Genomic DNA, 22,189 nt, shown 5'->3' with positions numbered 1-22,189 from the left:
ATGTTGCGGACGCGGGGTGAGAGGGCGACCCAGTCGCGGCTGCTTCGGGTTTTCGGGGTGGTCATGATGAGCTTGTTGTTGTCGACGGCGGACAGGGTCCAGCGGGTGTAGAGCCGGTTCTGGTCGAGGTGTACGTCGTTCCAGTGCAGGGCGAGGGCTTCGCCTCGGCGGAGCCCGGTGCCGATGAGGAGCTCGATGAGGTCGGCGAAGTCCGGCTCGCGCGTGCGGCAGTGGTGGAGGAAGCGCACGGCCTGGGCGGTGGTCCAGATGGTGCGTTCTGCGGAGGCGGGGCGCGGGATGATGGTGGGGCGGGCGACGTTGGTGGGCAGGCGGTGGGTGCGGACGGCTTCACCGAGGGCGCTGGAGAGTGTGGCCAGGATGTGCCAGACGGTCTGTTGGCCGCGTCCGGCGGCGAGTTGAGTCTGGGTGAAGTGGTGTAGGTGTTCGTAGGCGAGGTCGTCGAGGCGGATGGCGCCCAGGGCGGGGATGAGGTCGTTGCGGGTGTAGTCGCGGTAGCGGATCCAGGTGGTGGGCTTGAGCCGTAGTTTTTGCGCAGCGAGCCATTGGGTGAGGTGGTCCTCGACGGTCTGGTTGGGGTCGGCGCTGATCCCGATGCTGCGGCCGGCGAGATAGCGGTGCAGGGCGGTGCGGGCTTCGTCCTGGGTGGGGAAGCCGCCGCGGCGCACGGTGCGGTTGTGCCCGCCGGTCTGGGCGGCGGGGAACTCGACGGCGAAGGTCCAGGTCCCGTGGTTGGGGTCGGTATTCAGGAGGGGGCAGTGCGTGCCGAGCTGGTGTCTCTGCTGGTCGCGGCAGCCGCAGCGGCGGTAGACACGGCCTGTGGCGTGGTGAGTGCGCATGGTGATCACTTCCTTGGCGTGGTGTGACACCGGTGCTTTCAGAATGAGCCTGTGGCGCGCAGAGTTCGCGGCGAACGGCCACCGTACGACCACAGCAGGGGCTGAAGGGCATGTGACCTGCACGGATCCCTTGACGGAGCGCACGGTGCGACGTGTGCGCCATACGGGGCGGAGGGCGGCACATGTGGGTACGACTGGGCGTCAAGTCGTAGCGACATCACTTGGAGCGGCGTGAACTTGTGATCGGCTAGAGGTTCTCGATGAAGACTTCCATCGGGGACAGCGGCGGCGCCGAACTCGAGTTACGGCCGTGGTGCGTGGGCGCCGGAGCTGCTTGAGCATGATGGGGAGGTCGTCCTCGCACTGCTTGGGCAAATGGCGCTCTTGACGGCGCGCGAAGTCCTCGCACAGAGGATTTCATCTGTGCTGAATCGATGACTGCACTGGATGGCACGTGGGCTACGGGAACTGGTCGTCCAGAGCCCGCCACAAGGGCGCCGCCTCTGGGTTCGGCTACGGTTTGGGCCATGGGCGCGTACGAGGTGGAGGAGACGCAGGTCGAGCAGGGATGGGACTTCGGTGACGGCTACGTCTGTGCTCAGTGCGTGGACGACGAAGCGCTTGCGCGGAAGATCACCGTGGATGCTGTGACGGACGGTGCCTGCGACTACTGCACAGGCAGGCCGGCTGCCCCGCTCGACACTCTGTTGGCGGCGTTCTTCGATGGGCTGCACACAGAGTACGGACTGGCAGGCGGCGAACTCGCCTATTTCGGGGGCGAGCTGGTGCCGTCCGAGAGCTGGGACGGCGATGAGCTGGTCGACGAGTACGCGGACGTGCTGGTTCCTGGGGCGTTGCAGGAGGCTGTACGGCAAGCCGCGCGGGCTGACGATGTCTGGGTGCGGCGCCACTTCATTGAACCGCGCAGGGACCAGGCGCTGCTGGACGGCTGGGAGCGCTTCAGCGAGCAGGTGAAGTATCGGACCCGGCACGTGTTCTGGCTGGCTCCGCCGCACGAGAAGGAGGCCTATCTCGGCGGAGGGGAGATTCCCGCCGCGGACGTCCTGCAGGCGCTCGGCGACCTCATTCCCGACGCAGGACTCGTGCGAGAACTTGACCCCGGGCAACGTCTGTGGCGTGCACGTGCGCATCAGGCCGACGAACACCCGCTCAGTGCTCGCGAGTTGGGAACCGCGCTGCCCGAACAGGCCCGCCGTCCCAACAGGATGAGCCCGGCGGGCATCCCTCTCTTCTACGGGGCCGACAGCCGCCAGACCGCGATCGACGAAGTGGCGAGGCACGTCGCCGGTCGGGGGTGGCGTGTTACCAGCGCCGCGTTCGAGATCACCCGTCCGTGCACGGTGATCGACTTCACCCGACTTGCTCCGGTTCCGACCATCTTCGACACAGGCCGGTCGCATGTGCGGCATGCGCTGAACTTCCTGCACCAGTTCACCGAGCGAATTAGCGCCGACACCGACGGCCACGAGCATCTCGCCTATGTGCCCACACAGATCGTCACCGAGTATCTGCTCAAGGTCTTTAGTGCGCAACGCCCCGTCGACGGGCTCGTCTTCACATCGTCCGCGGCCATCGACAGCGGCGTCTGTACCGTGCTCGACATCCCCCAGGGCCGCTGCTTCGACCTCACCGGCCCAGAGCCCGACGGTCATCCCGCCCTGCGGATGGTCCCCAGCACGCTGCTATCCGATCAGCCCTTGCTGTAGCGGCTGGCAGTGCACCAATAAGCGCCCACCCGCGCATCGATAGAGTCGGGCGCAATCCACATTCGAGGCGAGCGCAAGGGGGAGCGTGTGGTGGGTAAGGAGTGGGTTACTTTGGCGGCAGCTGTAGCTGGTGTTCTGGGCACACTCGGCGCGGCTCTCCTTACGCAACGACGGGCGGATCAGACCAAGCGGATGGAGCTGCAGGCCCTTGCATCTGCCCAGCGAGAAGAACGTCAGTACACCGAACAGATGCGGCGGGCCGAGCTGGCGGAGGCGGCGCGTCGCGAACTGATTGATCTGAGGCGTGCTTGCTACATCGGCTTCAATACGGCAGCTCGCCAATACCAGACAGCTCAGGTCAACCTGATGCATGCCCTGCGCTCCAGTACCGATGCGGATGAGTGCAGGGAGCAGCTCGAGGCCCGGCGTCTGGCCCATCGGGACAGCTACGCGGAGGCGCAGATGATTCTGCCTCCGGGCGTTTTCTCAGCGGCACGGGATGTGAACCAACAACTCAACGCCATCTATGGCCGGCTCATACGACTCCATGGCCAACCGGGGACGAGTGAACGTGAACTCGTAGCGTTCGAGGCGGACATCGAGGTGTCCTGGGCGTTGCTGAGCCAACTGCGGCATGCCATGCGGCACGACCTCGGTGTGGATCAGGCTTCGATCTGAAGCCGCATTGCCGGGTACTGTTCTCGGCCGCCCGACGCTCCGTCGGTACGGAAAAGGATCATGGTGATGGCAAGGGGGGCCGAGAGGGGGGCGTTTTCTGAGAGCTCTGTCAGGCCTTGGAGATCACCGCTGCCAGTCGGCCGCGTTCGCGTGATGGAGCAGCGGATGTGCGGCGAGGGCGGAGAAGTATCGGTGGCGTGACCAGGTCGTCCGGTCGCCGATGACGATCAGTCGGCGGCGGGCCCGGGTGACGGCGACGTTGAGCAGGTTGGGGCTTTTTGTCGCCCACTGGCGTGAGCCCGACGCGTTCGCCGCCGTACCGAGCACGATCACGACGATGTCGGCCTCCTTGCCCTGTGTCGTGTGCACGGTGCCCACGCGTGCCTGCGGCAACTGCGACGCGGCCGATCGGCGCAGCGCTGTCGAGACCTCGCGGAAGGGGCTCACCACGAACACCGACTCCCCGAGGACCCGGGGCACATCCGGGTGCACCGCCCCCGGCTGTTCAGCAATGCGCTGCTCCACCAGCCGCAGCGTCTTCTCCAGACAGCGGCCCTCCTCGGGGTTCCATTTCCCGCCGGCCGCCGCGGACGGCACGTGCAGCCAGACGCTCCGGTGGAGAGGCACCCCGTCGTCCTGGCGCTCGTTCACCCCATAGACCATCATCCCGTCGTAGGCGATTTCGTTGCTGACGTCGAACATCAGCCGATCGCAACGCCGGTGGACACGAAGCGGCGAACCGACCCACACCGGGCCTTGTCCCTCCCCGCCGAGCCACGTCCCGTACCGCGTCTGCCGGTCGGCAAGGCTCTGCACCGAGCCCGCCCCCGGCACCCACTGCCCGTCCACACCGAAGTGGCGACAGAGCCGCTTCTGCGCGGTCAGCGGCAGCGTCACGACCGGCTCGAGCTGCAGCGGGTCGCCGACGACGACAGCTCGCCGACTGCGCCAGAGCGCCCCCACGGCCTGCTGCGGGGCGGCCTGTCCCGCTTCGTCGATCAGCAGCCAGCCGATCGACTCACGGCCGACCCCCTCGAACATCCGACTCAGCGAAGCGAAGGTGGTGGACACCACTGGGACGACGAGGAACAGCATCTGCCAGGCCGCGAGGATCGTCGCGGACGGCAAGCCCGGCGGAGCCGACCCCTTGATCACCTCCATCGCGGCGAACAGGTTTTCCCGGACGATCTTCGCGGCTCCGGCAAGCAGGGCCTGGTGCAGGTCGAGGGCGGCGAGGAACAGCTGGGTGCGAGCAGAGGCGAACTCCGGATCCATCCATGGCGCCGACAGCTCCCGTGTCTCCATCGCCGCTCGGTCGTCCGGGCCGGCCAGCCACTCCTCGCCCGGGAACGTCGCTCCCCACCGCTCCCGAGCCCGCTCCAGCTCTTGCCGCTCCGCATCGAGCCTCGCCAACCGCGCGCGAAGCTGTTGCTCACCGGCGGCCATGTCCGCCCTGGCGCGCTCCAGCTGCCCCAACGTCAGGTCGACTTCGCGCTGCCGTGCATCGCTCGTGGCAGTGAGCTGCTGAAGTCGGTAGCGCTCGCCGAGCAGCTCGTGTTCACGCTGCCCGTGTGCCAGTTCCGCTTGCCTCAACAGCTCATCCGCTTCGCCGAGCCGCGCGACGAACGGCGACCGTTGGGCCTCCCAACGAGCCACAGCGCCGCGGCCCAGGACGCGGCGTACCAGGCCGGGCCGGGGGTGGCGGGCGTCCTGCTCTCGCAACCGTGCCTCGGTGCCCTCAAGGGTCCCTACTGCTCGACCGACGATCTGTTCTGTCGCCCGACAGACCTCCACCGCCCGTTCTACGTGACGGCGTTGCTCTTCGGCCCGTTCGACTGCCGCATCGACCGCGTTGTGCTGCCGCTCGTACTGGTCCTGGAGGCCCGCCAGCGAGCGGCGGAAGTCCGCGACGCCCGAGTAGAGCGACTCCAGGAACGGGTCGGGCACGGCCAGCCGCTCTGCCAGATCGGCCAGGTGGGTCCGCTCCCGCACATGAGCGTCGACCTTCGCCCGCGCGGTGCGGAAGCGGTCGGTGGCCTGCTCCCAGGAGAGCGCGCACAGCGGTGGATCGTCCTGCGTTGTGGCACCGTTGCGCTCCGCGCTGATGTGGTCGGTAAGCAGTTGCCGTAGGCCCCGCGGCGGGCTGCCGCTGACGGAGACCTGGGCCCGCCGGTCCTTCGGCTGCCCCCACCAGAACGCCTCGACGAAGTCGGAGCGCAGCTGCCGCTTGCCCAGGCATGCGGCGACCGCGCCCCAGGCCGGTGTGGAGTCGAGCAGGAGGCTGGCGGGCTCCCGGAGGTAGGCGGTCTGCCTCTGCCAGCTGGGTCCGACGGATTTCTCGGCAGGGATCTCCAGTGTCACGTTCTGCACCGCGCCGTTGTTCGACGAGGCGATCACCATCTCGAAGCCTGTGAGGTCGTCGATCAGCGGTCGGAGTTTCTTGATTGATCTGCGTCCACTCACCGGGTCGGTCTCCCAGGTCAGTGGCTTCTTGCGGAAGGCGTCCTGCGGAGTGTCCAGCTCGGCGAGCCGCTCTGCGCGGCGTACCACGATCGCGGCGACGAGATCCCGCAGCATCGTCGTCTTCCCCGTGCCCGGCGGGCCGTTCACCGCGTACAAGCCGGACGCGTCAGCCTCTCCCAGTCGGTTCATGATCTGGTTGACGGCGAACTGTTGGCTCAGCGCGAGTGGTTGATCCGACTCGGCCGGCCACCGGCCCGCAGGAGCCTGATCGGGCCGAACCCCACCGAGTACGTCAAGGAGCCCGGTGCGTACGTCGACCCGGGTGGCCGGATCAACGGATTCCTCGGGCGTGAGGAAGCTGACGAGAGCCCGACCTGCGTCGCCTCCGGTGACGGCGTTGGCCACCCGGGCCAGATCTTCGGCGTAGAAGCTGTTCATGAGCGCATCGCTGCCCGCCTCGTCCGCCCGATCCTCTCGCACTTGCTGGCTCTTGACGCGAATCGCGTCGGGCGCCAGTGCCTCACCGACGCCGAGCTGCTGGGTCACCCAGCGGGTGATGGCGACGAGGTCATGAATGTCCAGGCGCTTGGTGCCGACCTCGGGCGGGGGCTCGAGCCGGTCTGCCGCCCCCTCGCTGTCGTCGTCGCCCTGACTGTTCTGCCTGGCACGGTCGAGCAAGGCGCCGCCCAGCTCCTCGGTGATGTTCGCAGCCGCCGCGCCCGCAATCGGCCCGAGCCCAAGCCCTGCCGCAGCAACTTCCGCAGCACCACTGATTCCACCCTTCACCGCGGCAGTCACCAGTGAGGACATGAGCCCGGCGACGGGACGGCCCGACAGTTCTGGAGCATTTTCGCCACGTGCGAGGTCACCGGACGGCCCGTTCTGCCCTGGGGCCGGGGCTTGGTGCACTGGGATGTGGCCGTTGGCCACATCGAGCAGCGTCTCGACGAGGGTGCGCTCACTGACCTCGAAGCCTTCCAGCCACGCCTTGTCCTGAGGGCCGGGGGCGAGCGTGCGACTCACTGCCCAACCGCAGGACGACAGCGTCACGCTCCCCTTGATCAGCTGACCGTCCTGGTTGATGGTAAAGCTGAGCAAGGCGCTCTGACCCGAGATCCGGCCGTCGAAGTCGGCCTCCTCGCCCGGCGAGCGGAACGCCTCCATCAGGACGTCCCGCATCCGGGAGATGTCAAAGACTCCCGCGTAGACGGTGTGTTGCCAGACACAACGAGAATGCAGCGGCCGGGAGGACAGCGGCGAACCGGGCTCCCAGGCTAGCGGCCGCCCCGGACGCGCCGCAAAGACACCCTGGGTCGGATCAACGCGATCCACAGCGGGCGGACTGAAGTACTCTGCCGCCCGCCACATCCGGAGAATTCCAGCGCGGCGCTCTTGCTCGGCGCGCGATCCGCTTGCATCCGCCGCTGTCGTCGACGTACGCGAAGCGCCCGGCCATCCTGAAGAACTCACGGTATCCCGATCCCACCGTCCTGTCGGGTCGGTGACGGCTTGTCATGTCAACAGCCCATGCAGCCTAGCGGTGTTGATCCGTTTGCAGTGATCATCATTGAGAAGTCCGGGCAGGTTGAGTGTCGTCCAGGCGGCCGTTGTCAGGACGGGCGGTTCGCGCGCCGTTCGTCCTCGCTCAGCTGGCCTCTGTGGAATCCGTGTCGGACGCGTCGAAGGGAGGACCAGGCGTCCTGCCAGAGATTGACGATGCCTGCGTCCTGGGGCACGTCGTTGTCGGGGGCGTCCCGATGCCGTTCAGGGCGTTGTCGAAGAGCATGAGGACGTCGTGGTCTTCGAGGAGGAGTTCGCTGGCGGAGTCCCAGGCCCAGTCGGAGGGCTGGTTGGGTAGGCCGACCAGGGCGCGGGTGACGGTGTGGGGTTGTTTGGTGCGCAAGTGTGGGGTGCGGACCAGGGCTAGGTGCAGCGCCATCCTCGCCGGGCAGCGTGGGCGCGGCTCACCGTCCTGGTCGATGGTCTTGGCCAGGTCGCGGAAGGCCTGGCGAATCGGGAGCGGCAGGCAGCGGACCGGCCGAAGGTGAGGGGAGGGGTGGGTTGAGGACGTGGGCTACCGACTCACGTGAGTCGGTAGCCCTGATCCCATTGATCGTTTGGGTCGGTGAGATTTGAACCACTCTGCTCGGTCGTTCATTCACGGCCGTGGACCTGTTTGTACTCCTTGACCAGGCTCTGCGGCAGTCTGCCCCGTTCGTTGACGGCGCGTCCCTGTACCTTGGCCCATGCGCGGACCAGAGGCGCTGAGACGTCTGCGCATGAATCCTGTTGCCGCGGCACAGACGGATTCCCAGACGGCTCAGGACCTGATCCTTTGGGACGAGTGGGAGGTTCCTCTCCTCTACGCCTCCAGCGAGGCTCTTCCCCGCCGGCCGATTCAATGACAGCAGCCAGCGCCCGTAGACGGGAGGCGATCAAAGAGGGGGGCGACGTGGCGACATGGTTGCCGCCCTGCCGTTCCACTCCGGCGATGAGAGGAGACACCAGGAACATCAGAGCCTCCTCGATCTCGCTGCTATCCAGAGGGGTTTCAAGTACTCCCTTCGTTTCTCGCCAGATGTCGCTGACCCCCAGCACCCCGGCGGTGTAGCGGATGTCAACGGGATCGTTCCCGCTCTTCCACAGTGTGTGCAGTACCAGGCTCAGGGCTTCCTGCCGCCGCTCCGCCTCCCGCCAGGTGAGTTCCAGTGCCTCTGCTTCTTCTCCGGCGGTCACCATCGCCGCGATCTTGCGAGGCGAGAGTGGTGTACGGCTGTGGCGCCTGACGGCATCCGCGAGCTCTCGCGCGGTGAGCAGAGCCACCTTCTCCCTCGCCGCTTCCTGTGTGACCCGGGCGTCGAACTGGGGGCCGACCAGGAGGGTGCTCTGCGCCAGGTGGCGTTCGCGGTGTTCGCCCAGTCTCCAGAATTTAACGTCCTGATCGGTCACCAGTCCTGCGCCGTCCGTCTTGGCTTCGACTGCGACGCGCTGCCGGTCGGTCGGTGACTGCCATAGCTCGATGACCACATCGGTCTTCTTCGGCCCGCCGTGTGTTTCGACGTCGACACCAAGTGCATGAAATGCAGCCGCAACAGCCCGTTCAAATCGTTGGTAGTCGGCGCTGTCGGTGGCGGCCTGTACGACTTCGGCGGCCAGCAAGCCGAAGCTGCACTTGCCGGTATCGGTCAGGGCAGGTTCGGTTGAGCCTCCTTGGGTAACACCTTCATCAGCGTTGCCGGGGTAGTCGGAGTTTGCGGGCTCGAGGAGTGGCAACGTGCGGACCAGTGCGGTCCCCAACTCCGTTCGCCGGACGGTAAGTCCGATGCGCTCGGCGAGGCCGGTCTCCAGGAAGAGTGCGATGCGGCGTGTGACGTCTTCCCGGGTGAGCTGCACGTCGGGGTATCGCTCTGCGAGAACGCGATGGAGTGTGGCCGTTTGTGCCTCGTCTTCCAAGGCGTCAAGGGTTTCTCCCAGCAAGGCGACGTTGAGGTGCAGCAGACGAACGAAATCCAGAGCCTCGTCGGACGCCAGGCAGCTAGTGGCGAGTTCTGTTGCCGCGAAAGTATCGGTGCCTACCTGAGTCAAGAGGCCGAGTGAACGCAAGGTTCCGAGCGTCTGTTCGGCGGAGGATTCCAGAACGCCGTATTCTCCGGAACAGAAGGCCGTGAAGTCACTTCGCTTGATCGCAGGCACGGCTGAGTTCACCAGGCGGGCCAGTGCTTGCACCCGTGTGCCACCGGCAACATAGCCCAGTGAACGCTTGCGTGACTGCAGTGCGGCCTGATCAGCATCGGTCAGTTCGCCGGCCAACAGGGCCGGTGGTGGAGGGAGTTCGAATGTCTGCGCGGAAGTTTGACGGCGGTGAGGAAGTTGATCGGGGTTCACCAGTTCCAGGCGGCCGAGGAATCGCAGGCCGCGTTCCGCAGGGACGACCTTGCCGTTGGTCCAGTAGTCGACGAGCCCGGCTGCGCGGAGCCAGTACACACGTCGACGGACCTGGTCGAGTGAGCTCCAGTGGAGTCCGTATTCCCGTGCTGCGACCTCATTCAACTCGTTATGGACGAGCCCTTCACCCAATGCGGCGAGCGCTTCGCCGAAGAATCTGACGTGCGCATGGAAAAGGGCGATGAGATAGAGCTCGTCTCCGGAATCCAGAAAGTAACTGGCCTCGTCAGTGAGGGACAGGCGTGTCGGGCGCCCCTCCCGTTTCACCAGTCCGCAGGCGCCGAGCGCATGAACCGCCGCCCGCAAGGAAATCGAGTCGTCCGCCTTGGGCCAGATGACCGAACGTTCGATTGTCCCGTCCTTCGCGATCTCCGCCAGGAGGGCGCGGAGATTGCTGATGATTTCTGGCGGACTACCAGGGACGTGGGGTGTGGCCCCGGCTCGTGTCAGCCATGGGAGCGGCGCTGGGAAGTGAACTCCGGGATCTTGTTGCCGTGGTGAGCTCAATGATCCCCCTCGTGATGGACGTGCTTTGAGGCTCAATGAGTCTCGATATCACTACAGTATGCGCTCAATCAAGCACACTTTGTAGTGAATCTGGGTGCAGTCCTCGCCGTCTTGGCGCCATGGCACAGTTGCGGCTTGGCTGGCGGGGATGCGCAGTGGTGCCCCGGTCGCGCGGTTCCACAGGACGAGTGAGCCATCGGTGTCACCGAAGGAGAGGTACGGCGTGGCGGGGGAGAGGCGGCCGCCCTTCGTGTCCAAGGCGTGGGCTGGGGCTGTCGGGTTTACGCAGACCCAGTAAGCCTCGATGTCGAAGTACGGTGGTGGATTGGCGTGTTGTGCAGCGGCGCGGCGCAGTCCGTCGGCTGCCGCCACCGGGGAATGAAGAGTCGCCGAAGCGGTGGCGAGGAGAGCGAGCGCCAGCAGGCAGCCTGTGGCCAGTCCTGTGAGGAGTGATCCGGGGCGTAAGAAGTGGAAGTACCGCAGTAGGGTGCGGATCCTTTCCGGGGATGGTTGAGCTGGTGTTTTGCTGATTCTGGTGTGGGGCAGAGCGCGTCGTCTCTACCGTGCGGGTAGAGGAGGCGGTGCCAGATGGGTTCGTTGTTCGGGGAACTCGAGGAACGGCAGTCAGCGGTGCGAGCCCGGGTGGCCGAACTCGAGGAACGGATCGCTGCGTTGACGGCTCAGCTGGAGGCAGAGCGGTTGCGGCTGGAGCGGTTGACGGTGACGCGCGAGACTCTGGACGAACTCGCGGCCGAGGGGGTGGCCGTTGACGCCGTCGTACCGAACCCGGCCGAGCGGGAGCCGGTCAACGAGGGCCAGGTCGTGGGCGTACAGACGGTGATGGCTTGGAAGAGTGCGCCTGCCGAAAACCCCATCCGTGCAGTTCAAGCGGCATGTTGGTATTCGTGGAGGATTCCGCCGAGGCGGGCTCTTCGGCGGACGTCGAGGTGGGTGATCTGTGTGCGGGTGAGTGGTTCGGGGGTGGCGCACAGGGGTGCTGCCTGATCCATCGCTTGGTGGGGCCGGTGGAGGTTGTAGTGCAGCTCGAACTGGCGGAGCGTGTGGCGCAGATGGCGCTCGTTCCAGACGAGGGTGCGGTCCAGCAGTTCGTGGCGGCAGGTCTGGACCCAACGCTCCGTGATGGCGTTCGTGCGCGGGATTCGTATGCCGGTGCGCACGACCTGGATGCCGACCTCGCTCAGGATGTCATCGAAGAGAGCGGGGTACCTCGCGTCCCGGTCCCGGACCAGGTACGCGTGGGTGGCGTTGGCCTCCGTCAGGTCCATGGCTAGATTTCGGGCGGCTTGGCTGACCCAGGCCGCGGTGGGGTGGGCGGTGGTGCCGAGGATGCGGACGCGGCGAGTGGCGTGTTCGATGACGGCGAGGATGTACTGGCGCCTTCCGGTCAGGGTGACGGTCTCAATGAAATCGCAGGCCAGGAGCGCATCAGCCTGGGAGCGCAGGAAGTCGGCCCAGGTGGTGGCGGCTCGGTCGGGCGTGGGGTCGATGCCTTCGGAGGTGAGGATTTCCCAGACGCTGGAGGCGGCGATCTGGATGCCGAGGGTGGCGAGTTCGGTGCACCCGGCGGTAGCCCCAGGCCGGGTTCTCCCGGACCAGGCGCAGGATCAGCACGCGTCGATAGCGGATAACCCTGGGCGTTAGCCGGGTGCGGAGTAGACCAGCGCGGCGGTGGGCGCCCCGCGCGAAGCGGGACGCCCACCTCTCAGTGGCTCAGGCCCTCAGGCCCTCAGGCCCGTGCGGGCTCCCCAACGAAATACAGGTAGCCGAAGGAGGCGATCGCGAACTCGGCCGCCGCGATGAGCTTCCGCACCGTGCCGTTCTTCTCCCGCTCCGGGAGTGCGTTCAACTCCGCTACGAACCGCTTGAGTTGAAGCTCGTTGAACATGGTGTCGCCGTGGCGGTTCACGGCGCGCAGGATGCTTCCCTCCGGGGCCGCCTCGCACAAGGCCAGGAACGTCTCCTTGTGGTCCTCGTAGGTCTTGGCCATCCGGCTGTGCACTTGGCTTTCCACGTAGATGACTAGGGGCATGCGGTACGTCTTCCTCCAGCGTGTCTTTCGGGGGCGGTCCGGTAGTCGGTCCGGTCAGTCCCCGGCGATGAACACGTAGCCGTGCAAGGCCGCCGCCCGCCGTGCCATGTCGGCGACCTGCCGGATCGTGTCCGTCTTCCGCTCCTCGGGGATCTGGCCCAACTCCCTGGCGAACTGCTCCAGTTGCAGTTCGTTGAACATGGTGTCGCCGACGTAGAAGACGCCGCTCATGACGCTCCCCTCCGGAGCCGCGTGGCATGCCGAGAGGAAACTCTCGTCCAGATCGTCGCTGACGTGCGCCACGCGCTCGTGCGCCCCAGTCTCCAGGTAAATGCTGACTGCCACGGGCTTTCCCCTACTCGACTGGCTTCGTGATCGGATACATGCTTCGTACGCTGCCGTACTTGTCCTGCACGAGCTTGAACCACGATGTGGGCTGGCTGCCGGTCACCTGGGAGGTGACTCCGATCAGCGTGCCCGCATTGACGTTGCGTTCATAGAACCCCTTACCGTTCGGACCGACAGCCTTGGACCGGTAGGACTTCTCAACCAGATCGTCAAGATCGGTGTCGGCGTCGAAAACGCCCTTGCTGGGCACGATGTCCGCGCCTCCCTCAACATGCCTGCCCCGTACGTAGTCCTCCCCATAGTCGTCCAGCATGGGGAAGGGCAGGCAGTCGTCGGCCGCGCTGCGCATCACGACCGCGCTGCGGGCGCGGCAGGCCTTCAGGGCCTCCTTCGCCCGCTTCCCGATACCGGAGATCACGTCGGACGAGAGACCGGATGCCTTGACGGCTTTCCAGGCGCCGGACGTCTTGCTCCCCGCCTTGAGTGCCGTGTCGAGGGAGCGGATGGCCTGGACGGCGTCTTCGATCTTCTTGCCGGGGATGAAGTTGGCGGCTGCCCAACCGCATCCGCTGACACTGCCGTGGTAGCAGTCGACGAAGTCCTGGACGAGGATGTCCCAGGCGAGCCTGGCGATCACCTTGACGATGTCCTGGGCGATCTCCAGCTTGGTGAAGTAGCGGGTGACGTCCTTCTTCAGGCCCTTGAAGGTCTGCGAGGCGAGATAGACCGTGTCGCGCTTGGGGCAGCTGGACTCGCTCGCGGCGACATCGGGGTTGGCGCACAGGTAGAAATCGACGTCGGCGTCGAAGGTGAGGGTGAAGGTCACCGTGCAGCCGGAGAGGCCGATGTCGATGACGCAGTCGTTCTTCGGCTTCGGGTCGCCGGTGAGCCTGATGCCGTCGACGACGTAGAAAGTGCCGCCGATTCCCGTGCCTGCTCCGACGGATACCTGCTTGTTGGCCTCCGCCCGCTCGGCCCGGTCCGCGGCGTCCTGCGCGTCGTCGGCGTACTTCTTCGCGTCCTTGGCGTACTGCTCGGCCTCGGTCGCGGCCTCGTCGGCGCGGTCGGCTGCGGCGCGTGCGTCCTTGGCGTCCTGTTCGGCCGCGTCCGCCGCGTCCCGGGCCGCTTGCGCGTCGAGGGCGGCTTCGTCGGCGGAGTCGCGGGCGTCCTTGGCATACCCTTCGGCCCGGCCTGCCGCCTTGTCGGCCGCCTCGGCGTCCTCGGTGGCCTGCCTGCCGTACTCGATCGTGCGGGCCAGGGACTGCGCGGCTTTCGTGGCGGCCTTGGCGGCGTCCGCCGAGTAGCCGAGGGCTTCCTTGGCGTAGCCGCGCGCGGTGGCCGCGTATCCGGCGGCGTTGGCGGCGTGCTGGTAGGCCGCCTTCGTGTCGTCCTGTGCCTTGTCGGCGATGGCCTTGGCGGCCTTGGCCTCCTCATCGGCGTTCTTGGCGTGGGCGTCGGCGACGGCCTGTTGCTGTTCGGCGATCGTCTTCGAGCCCTGCCCCGTCAGCACCACCAGGGAAGCGGCGCTGTCGGTGTCGATGTAGGGCGAGCCGATCTGGATCGCGTCGTTGGCCGGACGGGCCACCTGCAGGGCGGCGTTTCCGGCATCGATGGCGGCCCCGGCGGTGACGTGCGCGTGCCCGGCGGCCTTCACTGATGCGGCGAGGGCCTTGATGGCCTGCTTGTTCGCCTCGTCCGCGTGGGATTTGGCGGTCTTGGCGAGCTGTTCGGCCTTGTCGGCCTCCTTCACGGCCTGGTCGGCCTCGTAGGCGGCGTCCTTGGACGCCTGGATGGCGTTGGCTGCGGAGCTGGTGGCTTTCCTGACGGCGGCGTCGGCCTTGAGCTTCGCCGCCTCCGCGTCGTCCGCGTGCGCGCGGGCCCGCTTGGCCGCGGCCTCGGAGCGGGTGGCTGCGGCGTCCGCTTCGGCCGCCGCACGGGTGGCGGCATCGGCCTCGGAGCGCGCGTTCTTCGCCGCGGTCTCTGCCTCGGTGGCGTGCTTGTCCGCCTTGTCGGCCGCCGCGCGGGCGTCGTCGGCCGCCTCTCCCGCGTCCAGCGACTGGGCGTGGGCGTCCTTGGCGTCGGCCTTGGCGCGGGCGCTGTCGGCCTTCTGCTCGGCGTCCCACGCGTCATCGCGCAGGTCGCGCGCCTTGTCGCTGGACTTCTTGGCGTCGTTTCTCTTCGACTCGGCGGTGCCTTCGGCGCTTTCGGCGTCCTCCTTGGCCTTCTTCGCGGTGGCTGCGTGGCCCTGCGCCTTGGTCTTGTGCTCCTTGGCCTCGGCCTGTTTGGCGGCGGCGGTCTCCTTCTCCGCCATGGCCGTCTTCTCCTCGGCCTCGGCGGCGAGCCGCTTGGCGTGCGCGTCCGCCGCGGCGGCCTTCGCGTCCGCTTCGGCCTTCTGGGTCTCGGCGAGCTTGGCCTCGGCGGTCTCCTTGTCCTCCTTGGCGTTGTCCCGGTGGACCTTCGCCGCGTCCCGAGCGGCCTTGGCCTGCACCTCCGCGGTATGCGCGGCTTCCTTGCGGAACTCCGCCTTGGTCTGCGCCGTCTGGGCCACCGCGCGCTGGGCGATGGTCTGGCTGTCGCCGCCCGAGGCCCGGGTGGCCGCCTCGGCCGTCTCGCCGGCCTTGACCATGGCCTCGAGCGCGGCGGCTGCTCCGTGGGTGACCTGGGCCTTCTGCTGCCCGACCAGCAATCCACGGCCACGCGGAGCACCGTTGTCGTCCGCGACCTGGTAAGCGGCCTGTTCGGCGGTGTCGGAACTGGTGGCGGCCTTCTTCGCCTTGGCGGCCTGCGCCTTGAGGACGTCGAACTGCTGCTTGGCCTGGATCCGCGCCTTCGCCACACCCGCGGCGGCCTGGGTGAACTGGGCCTTCGGCGGCACGGTCCCGGTGTGACCGGAGGGCTTGATGTCGAACTGCTGCGGTCCTGAGCCATTGCACGCGTACAGCTGCGAGTTGTAGCCGTTGTCGTACTTGTGCAGGTCCAGGCACTTGCCCGTGCCGACGTTCTTCAGCGCCGTGGTGGCGCTCAGGTTGTACTCCCACGTCTGCGCCGGGCTGCTGTTGCACGTCCAGATCTGGATGATCGTGCCGTTGGCGGGATTGTTGTTCTCGACGTCGAGGCACTTGCTGGAGTTGGCGTTCTGCAGGTGCAGCCCGGCATCGTCGCCGTAGACCAGCCACTTCTGCGCCGCACTGCCGTTACAGGTGTAGGTCTGCACCGGGGTGCCGTCGGTCTTCCCGGAACTCTGTACGTCGAGGCACTTGCTGCGTGCGGCGTGCACCTCGATGACGGCCGGTTTGTCGCCGATCGTCCCCGCGCCGCCCGGCGACCAGTAGTCCTGCCAGCGGGCCAGGCGATCGGCCGTCCACGAGTAGCCGATCAGCTTGCTGAGCGTCTTGGAGCCGTCGGTCAGCGCGGTCGTGGCGTCCTTGTTCGCGTTCAGGATCTGGTTGCGCTGGACCGCCTGGGAGGCGATCTCCTGCTGCCACTCCTGCGTCGCGGTGTCCGAGACCTCGCCCAGGACCTGGTTCGGGTCGACCGCGTCGCGCCACGCGCACGCGGCGAACCGGGACTTCATGTCCTCGACCGCGATGCGGAACTCCGCCGTGTCCGGCTGCGGTGCCAGCCGGGGAAAACCACCGGAGGCCAGGAAGAGGCGGGCGTTGTCCGCGCCCATCGGCTCCAGTGCCTCGTCGGTCAGGTGCTTGAACGCCGCCTGTTCGGCGAGGGCACGCGCACGCTCGTCCGGCGGCAGGCCGGGGTCGGGGTCCTGCCGGTAGAGCGGGGTGCCGAGATCCTTGACCGCCTTGGCGGTCTTCTTGTCGGCCGAGTGGGTGCCGTCCTCGTAGAAGTCGGCGTCGTCCTTCCAGAACCGGTCACTGATCCATTTCGTCAGACCGGTCTGGGAGTCGAAGGACTCTCCGTCGTTCCCGGAGGTTCCCGGCGGCCAGTGGAAGCCGGTTTCGGTGAATCCCGCCGGTGTCGTGAGGCCGTCCAGGGGCGTCGTCCACGTCCCGCGGGCGGCGTCGAGGGCATCGCCCTCCTTGCCGTAGGCCTTCCGGTCCGTGGCGTACGCCGTCGCGAGCGGAGTGTCCTTCCAGTGTTCCCGGTCGGCCAGGGCGTGCAGCCGGTCCGGATCCTGGTTGAGGCCGTCCTGCGCGACGCCCGTCATGGAGGGGCCGCCGAGCCGCAGCACATCGGACATCAGACACTCGTCCTGCCGCAGTTGCTCGGCGGCGGTGCTCCGGGTCCAGTCGTACGCGCTGTCGTCGGCGGCCGCACGCGCTCCGGCGAGCCGGTTCAGCAGATCCGGGTGGACGGCGAGCGTGAGCAGCACCGCCACCGTGGTGAGGAGCAGGACCGTCCGGGCGAGAAGCCCGGACTTGCCCGGTCTTAAGAGCAGGAAACCTGGTGATCTGGAACGCAAGACTGCGTCCCCCCGTCATGAGGAACGCGGCAGGGAGCCACCCGTGAGGTGGTCCCGGCATCGGTGGCCGCCGGTTTCCTCCCGCAGCAGCACTGGCCCCCCGGCCGCTGAGCGAATTCGTGACGGAATAGTGAAGATCCGTCAGTACGGCGATCACCGTAGGGGTGAGCGATGAGGGGATCAAGGGGCCAGTTCCCTGCGGCTCGAAAGTACCTAACGGGGGTTGCGTGCTCAGAGGTGCGCAACTCGCTTGTGGCGAAAGAGAGTTACTTGTGCATTTCCTGTGAATGCGCGGAGTGGTCTTTGATGCAGAACGACTGAAAGCCAAGATCGCATCCGGATGGGGCGGTCCGTTGCCTTCGCCTAGATGGCTGAGCTGCTGCGCGGTCTGTCCATAAGTGCGAAAAGTGTCCAGAATCGGCGGTGTTGAAGACTGGCTTGACCCGGAGGACGCGCTGTGACCACCGATCTGGACACTTTCCTGATCGCATTGTGTGTCGAGCCGGACTGCGGCATCATCCCTTCGCCCAGGCCGCGTTCGGGGCCCGGTCATCCGATGGCGGTGACCGACGCGGAGCTGGTATGCCTGGCGGTGGCCCAGTTACTGCTGCGGTTCAACGATGAGCGGCACTGGCTGCGCGCGGCCCCGGCCAAGGTCGGGTATCTCTTCCCGCGGCTGCTGCCGCAAAGCGCGTACAACCAGCGGCTGCGGGAGGCGGGCGACCTGATGGAGGTGGCCCTGCGCGGGCTGGCGGCACGCACCCCCTCCAGCGCGGATGCCGTGCGAATCTGGGACGGCACTCCGGTGCGCTGCGGGGCCTCGCGGGAGGCCGCGAAGCGCTCCGACCTGGCCGGATAGGCCGGCTACGGGCACGACGCCTCACACCACTGTTTCTACTGGGGTGCTGAGCTGATGCTGGTCTGCGCCCCCGACGGGCTAGTCGCCGCCTCGGCCTGGTCAACCCGAAGCTGGTCAAGGAACGCGATGCGGTCCGGATGATGTTCGCTCTCGACAAGAAGCGGCCGCAACCGGGCACTACCGGGGTGTGCGACAAGGGCTTCACCGGGGCCGATTTCGAGGCTGGCATGGCCGAGCTGGGGATCGCCGTCATCCGTCCCGCCCGCAAGGACGAGGTTGATATGCCCGCTTCGTCAAGAAAACCGCAGGCGAGACGCGTCACCGGGATAGGTTCGAGTCCCACCCGCTCCACTCCATGAAGCCTCTGAGCTGCCGCGAAGTTGGTAGGTCGGGGATTGGCCGGTAGCGGGTCCAGCGGCGCTGTACTTTCGCGTATGGCGTCGTACGGCCGTCAACGGCGCTTCAGAACTCCGAACCAGAATCGTGCACTTGACTGGGGGGCAAGGGGTCGCAGGTTCAAATCCTGTCGTCCCGACGGAAACGTCGCAGGTAGGGGCCATCTTCGGATGGCCCCTACTTCGTTTTTGGGAGCAATTCGGGGAGCGGGGAGCGGCTCCCTGCGCTCCCTGGGAGCGGGAGCCTGGGAGCGACGTCAACCGACGGTCGACGGCTGGTCACCCGATCCGGTTGCTCCCAGGGAGCATTTCCGCTGACTGGTCTGGTGTGTGAGGCAAGGGTTCGCGCTGTTCGCCCCCTTGTCCGAATACTCGGCATGGGGTCGTGCTCCCACTCGACCCCTTGACGGTTTTCACCGACCCCATGACTGCGTGGACTCGATGTCTCGGCGGTATCGCGCTGGGCATGACTGTGGCTGGACGTCGCGGGACAGGAAAGATGGGGCCTGTCGCTGGTATCCGATGCTCTGTACAACCGAGATGGCTGGCCTGTGATGCGGATGGGGTCCTAAGTGGAAGTGCCGTTCGTACGGTGACTGCCTTCCACTGCAGGTTGCAAGCAGGTCGGCCGGGCCCGTCCGTGCACTACGAACTGAACGTTGCCGCCCTTGCACCCGCGGGGGCGAGCCAGGTCGGCTCCACGGATGTGGGGCCGGGCAATCCCCTCTTCCTTGTAGCGATGACAACGGCGGAGGCCCCTGGGGTTCGGAGGGCCGCCCGTCGCGCCGTCCGGTGTGCTACTTCGGGGTCTTCTTGTCGGTCGGCGGAAGCTCGAAGCCCTTTGTGAAGTCAGTCCAGTTGTGGAGCGACGCCTTGCGGACCGTCACCTTGTGGGACCAGGGGAAGAGGCTTTCGGCCAACCCGATGATGTGGTCGGACACCGTGTTCAGCGCCTTCGTGCTGCCGCATTGTCGAACATTGCGCCTGCCGAAAGCTCCGTCCATGCAGTTCAAGCGGCGTGTTGGTACTCGTGGAGGACTCCGCCGAGGCGGGCTCTTCGGCGTACGTCGAGGTGGGTGATCTGTGTGCGGGTGAGTGGTTCGGGGGTGGCGCGCAGGGGTGCTGCCTGATCAATCGCTTGGTGGGGTCGGTGAAGGTTGTAGTGCCGTTCGAACTGGCGAAGTGCGTGGCGCAGATGGCGCTTGTTCCAGATGAGGGTGCGGTCCAGCAGTTCGTGGCGGCAGATCTGGACCCAGCGTTCCATGATCGCGTTCATGCGCGGGATACGGACGCCGGTGAGGACGACCTGGATGCCGGCGTCGGCCAGAATTTCATTGAAGAGGGCGGGGTACTTCGCGTCCCGGTTCCGAATCAAGTAGGTGACGGTGGCTTGGGTGTCCGTCAGGTCCATGGCCAGGTTGCGGGCGGCCTGGGTGACCCAGGCCGCGGTGGGGTGGGCAGTGGTGCCGAGGACGCGCATGCGGCGGGTGGCGTGCTTGATGACGGCGAGGATGTACTGGCGCTGGCCGGTCAGGGTGACGGTCTCGATGAAGTCGCAGGCCAGGAGAGCGTCGGCCTGCGAGCGCAGGAAGTCGGCCCAGGCGGTGGCGGCCCGGCCGGGCGCGGGGTCGATGCCCTCGGAGGTGAGGATTTCCCAGACGGTGGAGGCGGCGATCTGGATGCCGAGGGTGGCGAGTTCGCCGTGCACCCTGCGGTAGCCCCACGACGGGTTCTCCCGCACCAGGCGCAGGGTCAGTCTGCGGATCGAGCGGAGCGTGGGTGGTCGACCGGGCCTCTTGGGCCAGCACGTGCGGGCGTGGCGCCGCTTGATCAGGTCGCGGTGCCAGCGCAGCACGGTGTCGGACCGGACCAGTAAGCGGAGCCGTCGCAGCACCTGACGGGGCAGCGGCGCCAGCAGAGCGGGCAAGCAACGCCCGGTCCTTCGGAGCGAACTTGACTCGGTTCGCCCCGAGTTGCCGCTCTAGGACGGTGAGCTGATGGCGCAGGGCGAGGATTTCCGCGTCCTTGTCGCGGTCGCTCATTGGCAGTAGCCGCAGTGCGGCGAACATGTTGGTGACGGTCAGGTAGGCGAGATGAAGCAACACGAGTGCTCATCCTGCCGCACCACCGACCAGGCTTCTGAGCTGTATGGACGACATTTTTCGGCAGGCGCACTGCCGCTCGGGCCGGGGGCGGGCATCGGTCTCAAGTGGCCGAGGCGCACCGGAGCGGGGCGGGATGTCATGTGCGCTGATCCGGCTCCCTGCTGGAGCCGGATCAGCGTCATGCCGTCAGTGCTGCAGGGTGAGCAGACCCGGGCGGTAGGGCAGAAGGCCGTAGTCACCGCCTGAGCCGGGGCTGCGCCCCTGGTAGAGGAACTGCAGCTTGCAGGGATCGACGGTCATGGTCTGATCGGGGCTGGTGCGGATCAGTTCGCCGTGGCTGATGTCGTTGGTCCAGGTGGCGCCACTGTTGGCCTTGCCGGCGAAGGGGTTGCTCTCCGTCGCTGCCTGGGGCGTCCATGAGCCGTTCAGGCTGGTCGCCGTGAACGAGCGGAAGTAGCGGCCCTGCGAGCCGATCGCCTCGACGATCATGAGGTAGCGGTTCTGGCCCTGCAGCTTATAGACCTGCGGGGCTTCGAACAGGTTGTTCGTCGTGTCGCTCATGACCACGGTCGAGGTCGTGCCGAAGCTGCCCGGGAAGTTCCCGATCGGCATGCCGGCCCGGTAGATCTTGCCGTTGTCACCGGCGAAGAACAGGTACATGTTCGTCCCGTCACCGATGAGCGTCTGGTCGATGGGTCCGGTTCCGGAGCCGGCGATGCTTCCGGAGAAGAGCACCTGCGGGGACGACCAGCCGTTCGGGTTGGTGGGGTCGCTCGACGTCCGGTACGAGAAGGCGCTCCCGCCCCACTGGTAGGTGAGCACCCAGATGTTCTTCGGCGCGAAGTAGAAGAGCGTGGGCGCGACGGTGGACGTCGACATCGTGTTCTGGCCGGCCGATGCCATCTCCGACCAGTTGGTGAACAGGTTGAAGTTCATCGAACCCCAGCTCGTCCCCGTGTCGTGCGTCGTCGCGTAGACGAGCTGCTTGCCGTTGTAGGGGACGACGGTGAAGTCCTTGAGCGACACCCACCCCGACTTGGGCTGTGCCAGCGCGCCCGTCGATGTCCAGCGGTAGGACGACGGAAGATCGCACGAGCCGGGGCTGTCGTCGCCGACCTTGACGAGTTTCCACTGCTGGTTGGCGCCGCCCCAGTCGTCGTACTGGACGATGTTCGCGCTGTCGGCGGTGGAGCCGCCCTGCACTTCGAGGGCCTTGTCGCTGTGGCGTGAGACGAGCCGCATGTAGCCGTCCGAGCTGTCGGTCAGCCGCCACTGCTGGTTGGCGGCGTTCAGGTCGGTCCACTGGACGATCGAGCCGCCGTTCGCGGTGGACCAGTTGTTGACGTCAAGGACCTTGCCCGAGAGGCGGGACTTGACGCGGTAGTAGCCGTCACCGGAGTCGACGAACTGCCACTGCTGCTGGCTCTGATCGTTTCTGGGCCACTGAGTGACGCGGGCGCCGTCGTTGGTCGCCATGTTGTAGACGTCCAGGGCTTTGCCGCTGTTGCGGTTGACCAGTACGTATGAGGCGTTGGGGTCGATGGTCGCCGCAGCGGCGGCGGGCTGGGCGCTGAGGAAGGCGGCCATGAGCAGCAGGGGTGACAGGACGGTGACCAGGCGTCTGAGACGGGGCGGGGACGAGTGGCGTAACCACATCGGAGGGCCTCCATGGGGGCAGGGGACGCGGCAGGCAGGGGCAGAGACGGTTCCGAAAATTTCCGGAAGATTCCCGGATCCATTGACGCCACAAGCTAGGAACGCGGGTCCGTCCGGTCAAGGCCTGTCTCCGATCTGGCCGCAAACCGCGCCTCTTCTCCGAGGTTGGCGATTTG

At 66.8% G+C, this 22,189-nt stretch carries 13 protein-coding genes and 1 pseudogene; 4 read left to right on the top strand and 10 right to left on the bottom strand.

From position 1 onward, the window contains the following. Positions 1–857 (bottom strand): tyrosine recombinase XerC (xerC, locus tag ACFQ7F_RS17130; protein WP_383271117.1); only part of this gene is annotated, 857 nt, incomplete at its 3' end. A 527-nt stretch (positions 858–1,384) separates the two neighbouring features. Between xerC and ACFQ7F_RS17125 the strand changes: the two genes are divergently transcribed. Both ACFQ7F_RS17125 and ACFQ7F_RS17120 read left to right on the top strand, forming a co-directional pair. Next, positions 1,385–2,584 carry a HEPN-associated N-terminal domain-containing protein gene (locus tag ACFQ7F_RS17125; RefSeq protein ID WP_383271115.1) on the top strand — a complete coding sequence of 400 codons (1,200 nt, stop codon included), beginning with the start codon at positions 1,385–1,387 and terminating at the stop codon, positions 2,582–2,584. A 111-nt stretch (positions 2,585–2,695) separates the two neighbouring features. Then, entirely contained in the window at positions 2,696–3,262 is a 567-nt protein-coding gene (locus tag ACFQ7F_RS17120) for a hypothetical protein (protein WP_383271113.1), read from the top strand. 123 nt (positions 3,263–3,385) lie between these two features. Here ACFQ7F_RS17120 and ACFQ7F_RS17115 read toward each other — a convergent pair whose 3' ends face one another. From ACFQ7F_RS17115 to ACFQ7F_RS17090, 6 genes are all read right to left on the bottom strand, one after another. Next, a complete protein-coding gene (locus tag ACFQ7F_RS17115; RefSeq protein ID WP_383271111.1) occupies positions 3,386–6,904 on the bottom strand; it encodes a DEAD/DEAH box helicase in 3,519 nt (1,172 codons plus the stop codon). Between the two features lie 975 nt (positions 6,905–7,879). Next, positions 7,880–10,177 (bottom strand): restriction endonuclease, encoded by a 2,298-nt coding sequence (locus tag ACFQ7F_RS17110; RefSeq protein WP_383271109.1) that lies wholly within the window; start codon positions 10,175–10,177, stop codon positions 7,880–7,882. Positions 10,178–11,061: 884 nt separating this feature from the next. Continuing rightward, positions 11,062–11,463, bottom strand: a complete 402-nt coding sequence (locus ACFQ7F_RS17105) for an integrase core domain-containing protein (protein WP_383271107.1) — start codon at positions 11,461–11,463, stop codon at positions 11,062–11,064. 461 nt (positions 11,464–11,924) lie between these two features. Beyond that, a complete protein-coding gene (locus tag ACFQ7F_RS17100; RefSeq protein ID WP_383271106.1) occupies positions 11,925–12,227 on the bottom strand; it encodes a hypothetical protein in 303 nt (100 codons plus the stop codon). Between the two features lie 54 nt (positions 12,228–12,281). Then, on the bottom strand, positions 12,282–12,572 hold the full coding sequence (locus ACFQ7F_RS17095) for a hypothetical protein (protein ID WP_383271105.1): 291 nt from the start codon (positions 12,570–12,572) through the stop codon (positions 12,282–12,284). A gap of 10 nt (positions 12,573–12,582) precedes the next feature. After that, on the bottom strand, positions 12,583–16,776 hold the full coding sequence (locus tag ACFQ7F_RS17090; RefSeq protein WP_383271121.1) for a ricin-type beta-trefoil lectin domain protein: 4,194 nt from the start codon (positions 16,774–16,776) through the stop codon (positions 12,583–12,585). A gap of 679 nt (positions 16,777–17,455) precedes the next feature. On the opposite strand from ACFQ7F_RS17090, the gene ACFQ7F_RS17085 reads away from it, so the two are divergent. Together ACFQ7F_RS17085 and ACFQ7F_RS17080 are read left to right on the top strand one after the other, a co-directional pair. Then, positions 17,456–17,857, top strand: a complete 402-nt coding sequence (locus tag ACFQ7F_RS17085) for a hypothetical protein (protein WP_383271104.1) — start codon at positions 17,456–17,458, stop codon at positions 17,855–17,857. Positions 17,858–17,997: 140 nt separating this feature from the next. Then, entirely contained in the window at positions 17,998–18,216 is a 219-nt protein-coding gene (locus ACFQ7F_RS17080) for a hypothetical protein (RefSeq protein ID WP_383271102.1), read from the top strand. 833 nt (positions 18,217–19,049) lie between these two features. Here the strand turns inward: ACFQ7F_RS17080 and ACFQ7F_RS17075 are convergent. The 3 genes and pseudogenes from ACFQ7F_RS17075 to ACFQ7F_RS17065 all read right to left on the bottom strand — a co-directional run bounded on the left by ACFQ7F_RS17075 (position 19,050) and on the right by ACFQ7F_RS17065 (position 22,013). Further along, positions 19,050–19,193 carry a hypothetical protein gene (locus tag ACFQ7F_RS17075; protein ID WP_383271100.1) on the bottom strand — a complete coding sequence of 48 codons (144 nt, stop codon included), beginning with the start codon at positions 19,191–19,193 and terminating at the stop codon, positions 19,050–19,052. A gap of 68 nt (positions 19,194–19,261) precedes the next feature. Further along, positions 19,262–20,357, bottom strand: a pseudogene (locus tag ACFQ7F_RS17070) (integrase core domain-containing protein). 186 nt (positions 20,358–20,543) lie between these two features. Continuing rightward, positions 20,544–22,013, bottom strand: coding sequence for a non-reducing end alpha-L-arabinofuranosidase family hydrolase (locus tag ACFQ7F_RS17065; RefSeq protein ID WP_383271098.1), 1,470 nt, complete (start codon positions 22,011–22,013; stop codon positions 20,544–20,546). Between the last annotated feature and the right edge of the window lie 176 nt (positions 22,014–22,189).

Source organism: Streptomyces sp. NPDC056486 (assembly GCF_042795295.1).
GTDB lineage: Bacteria > Actinomycetota > Actinomycetes > Streptomycetales > Streptomycetaceae > Streptomyces.
Note: the sequence above shows the minus strand (reverse complement) of the source record. Positions and strands in the feature narration are given on the sequence as shown.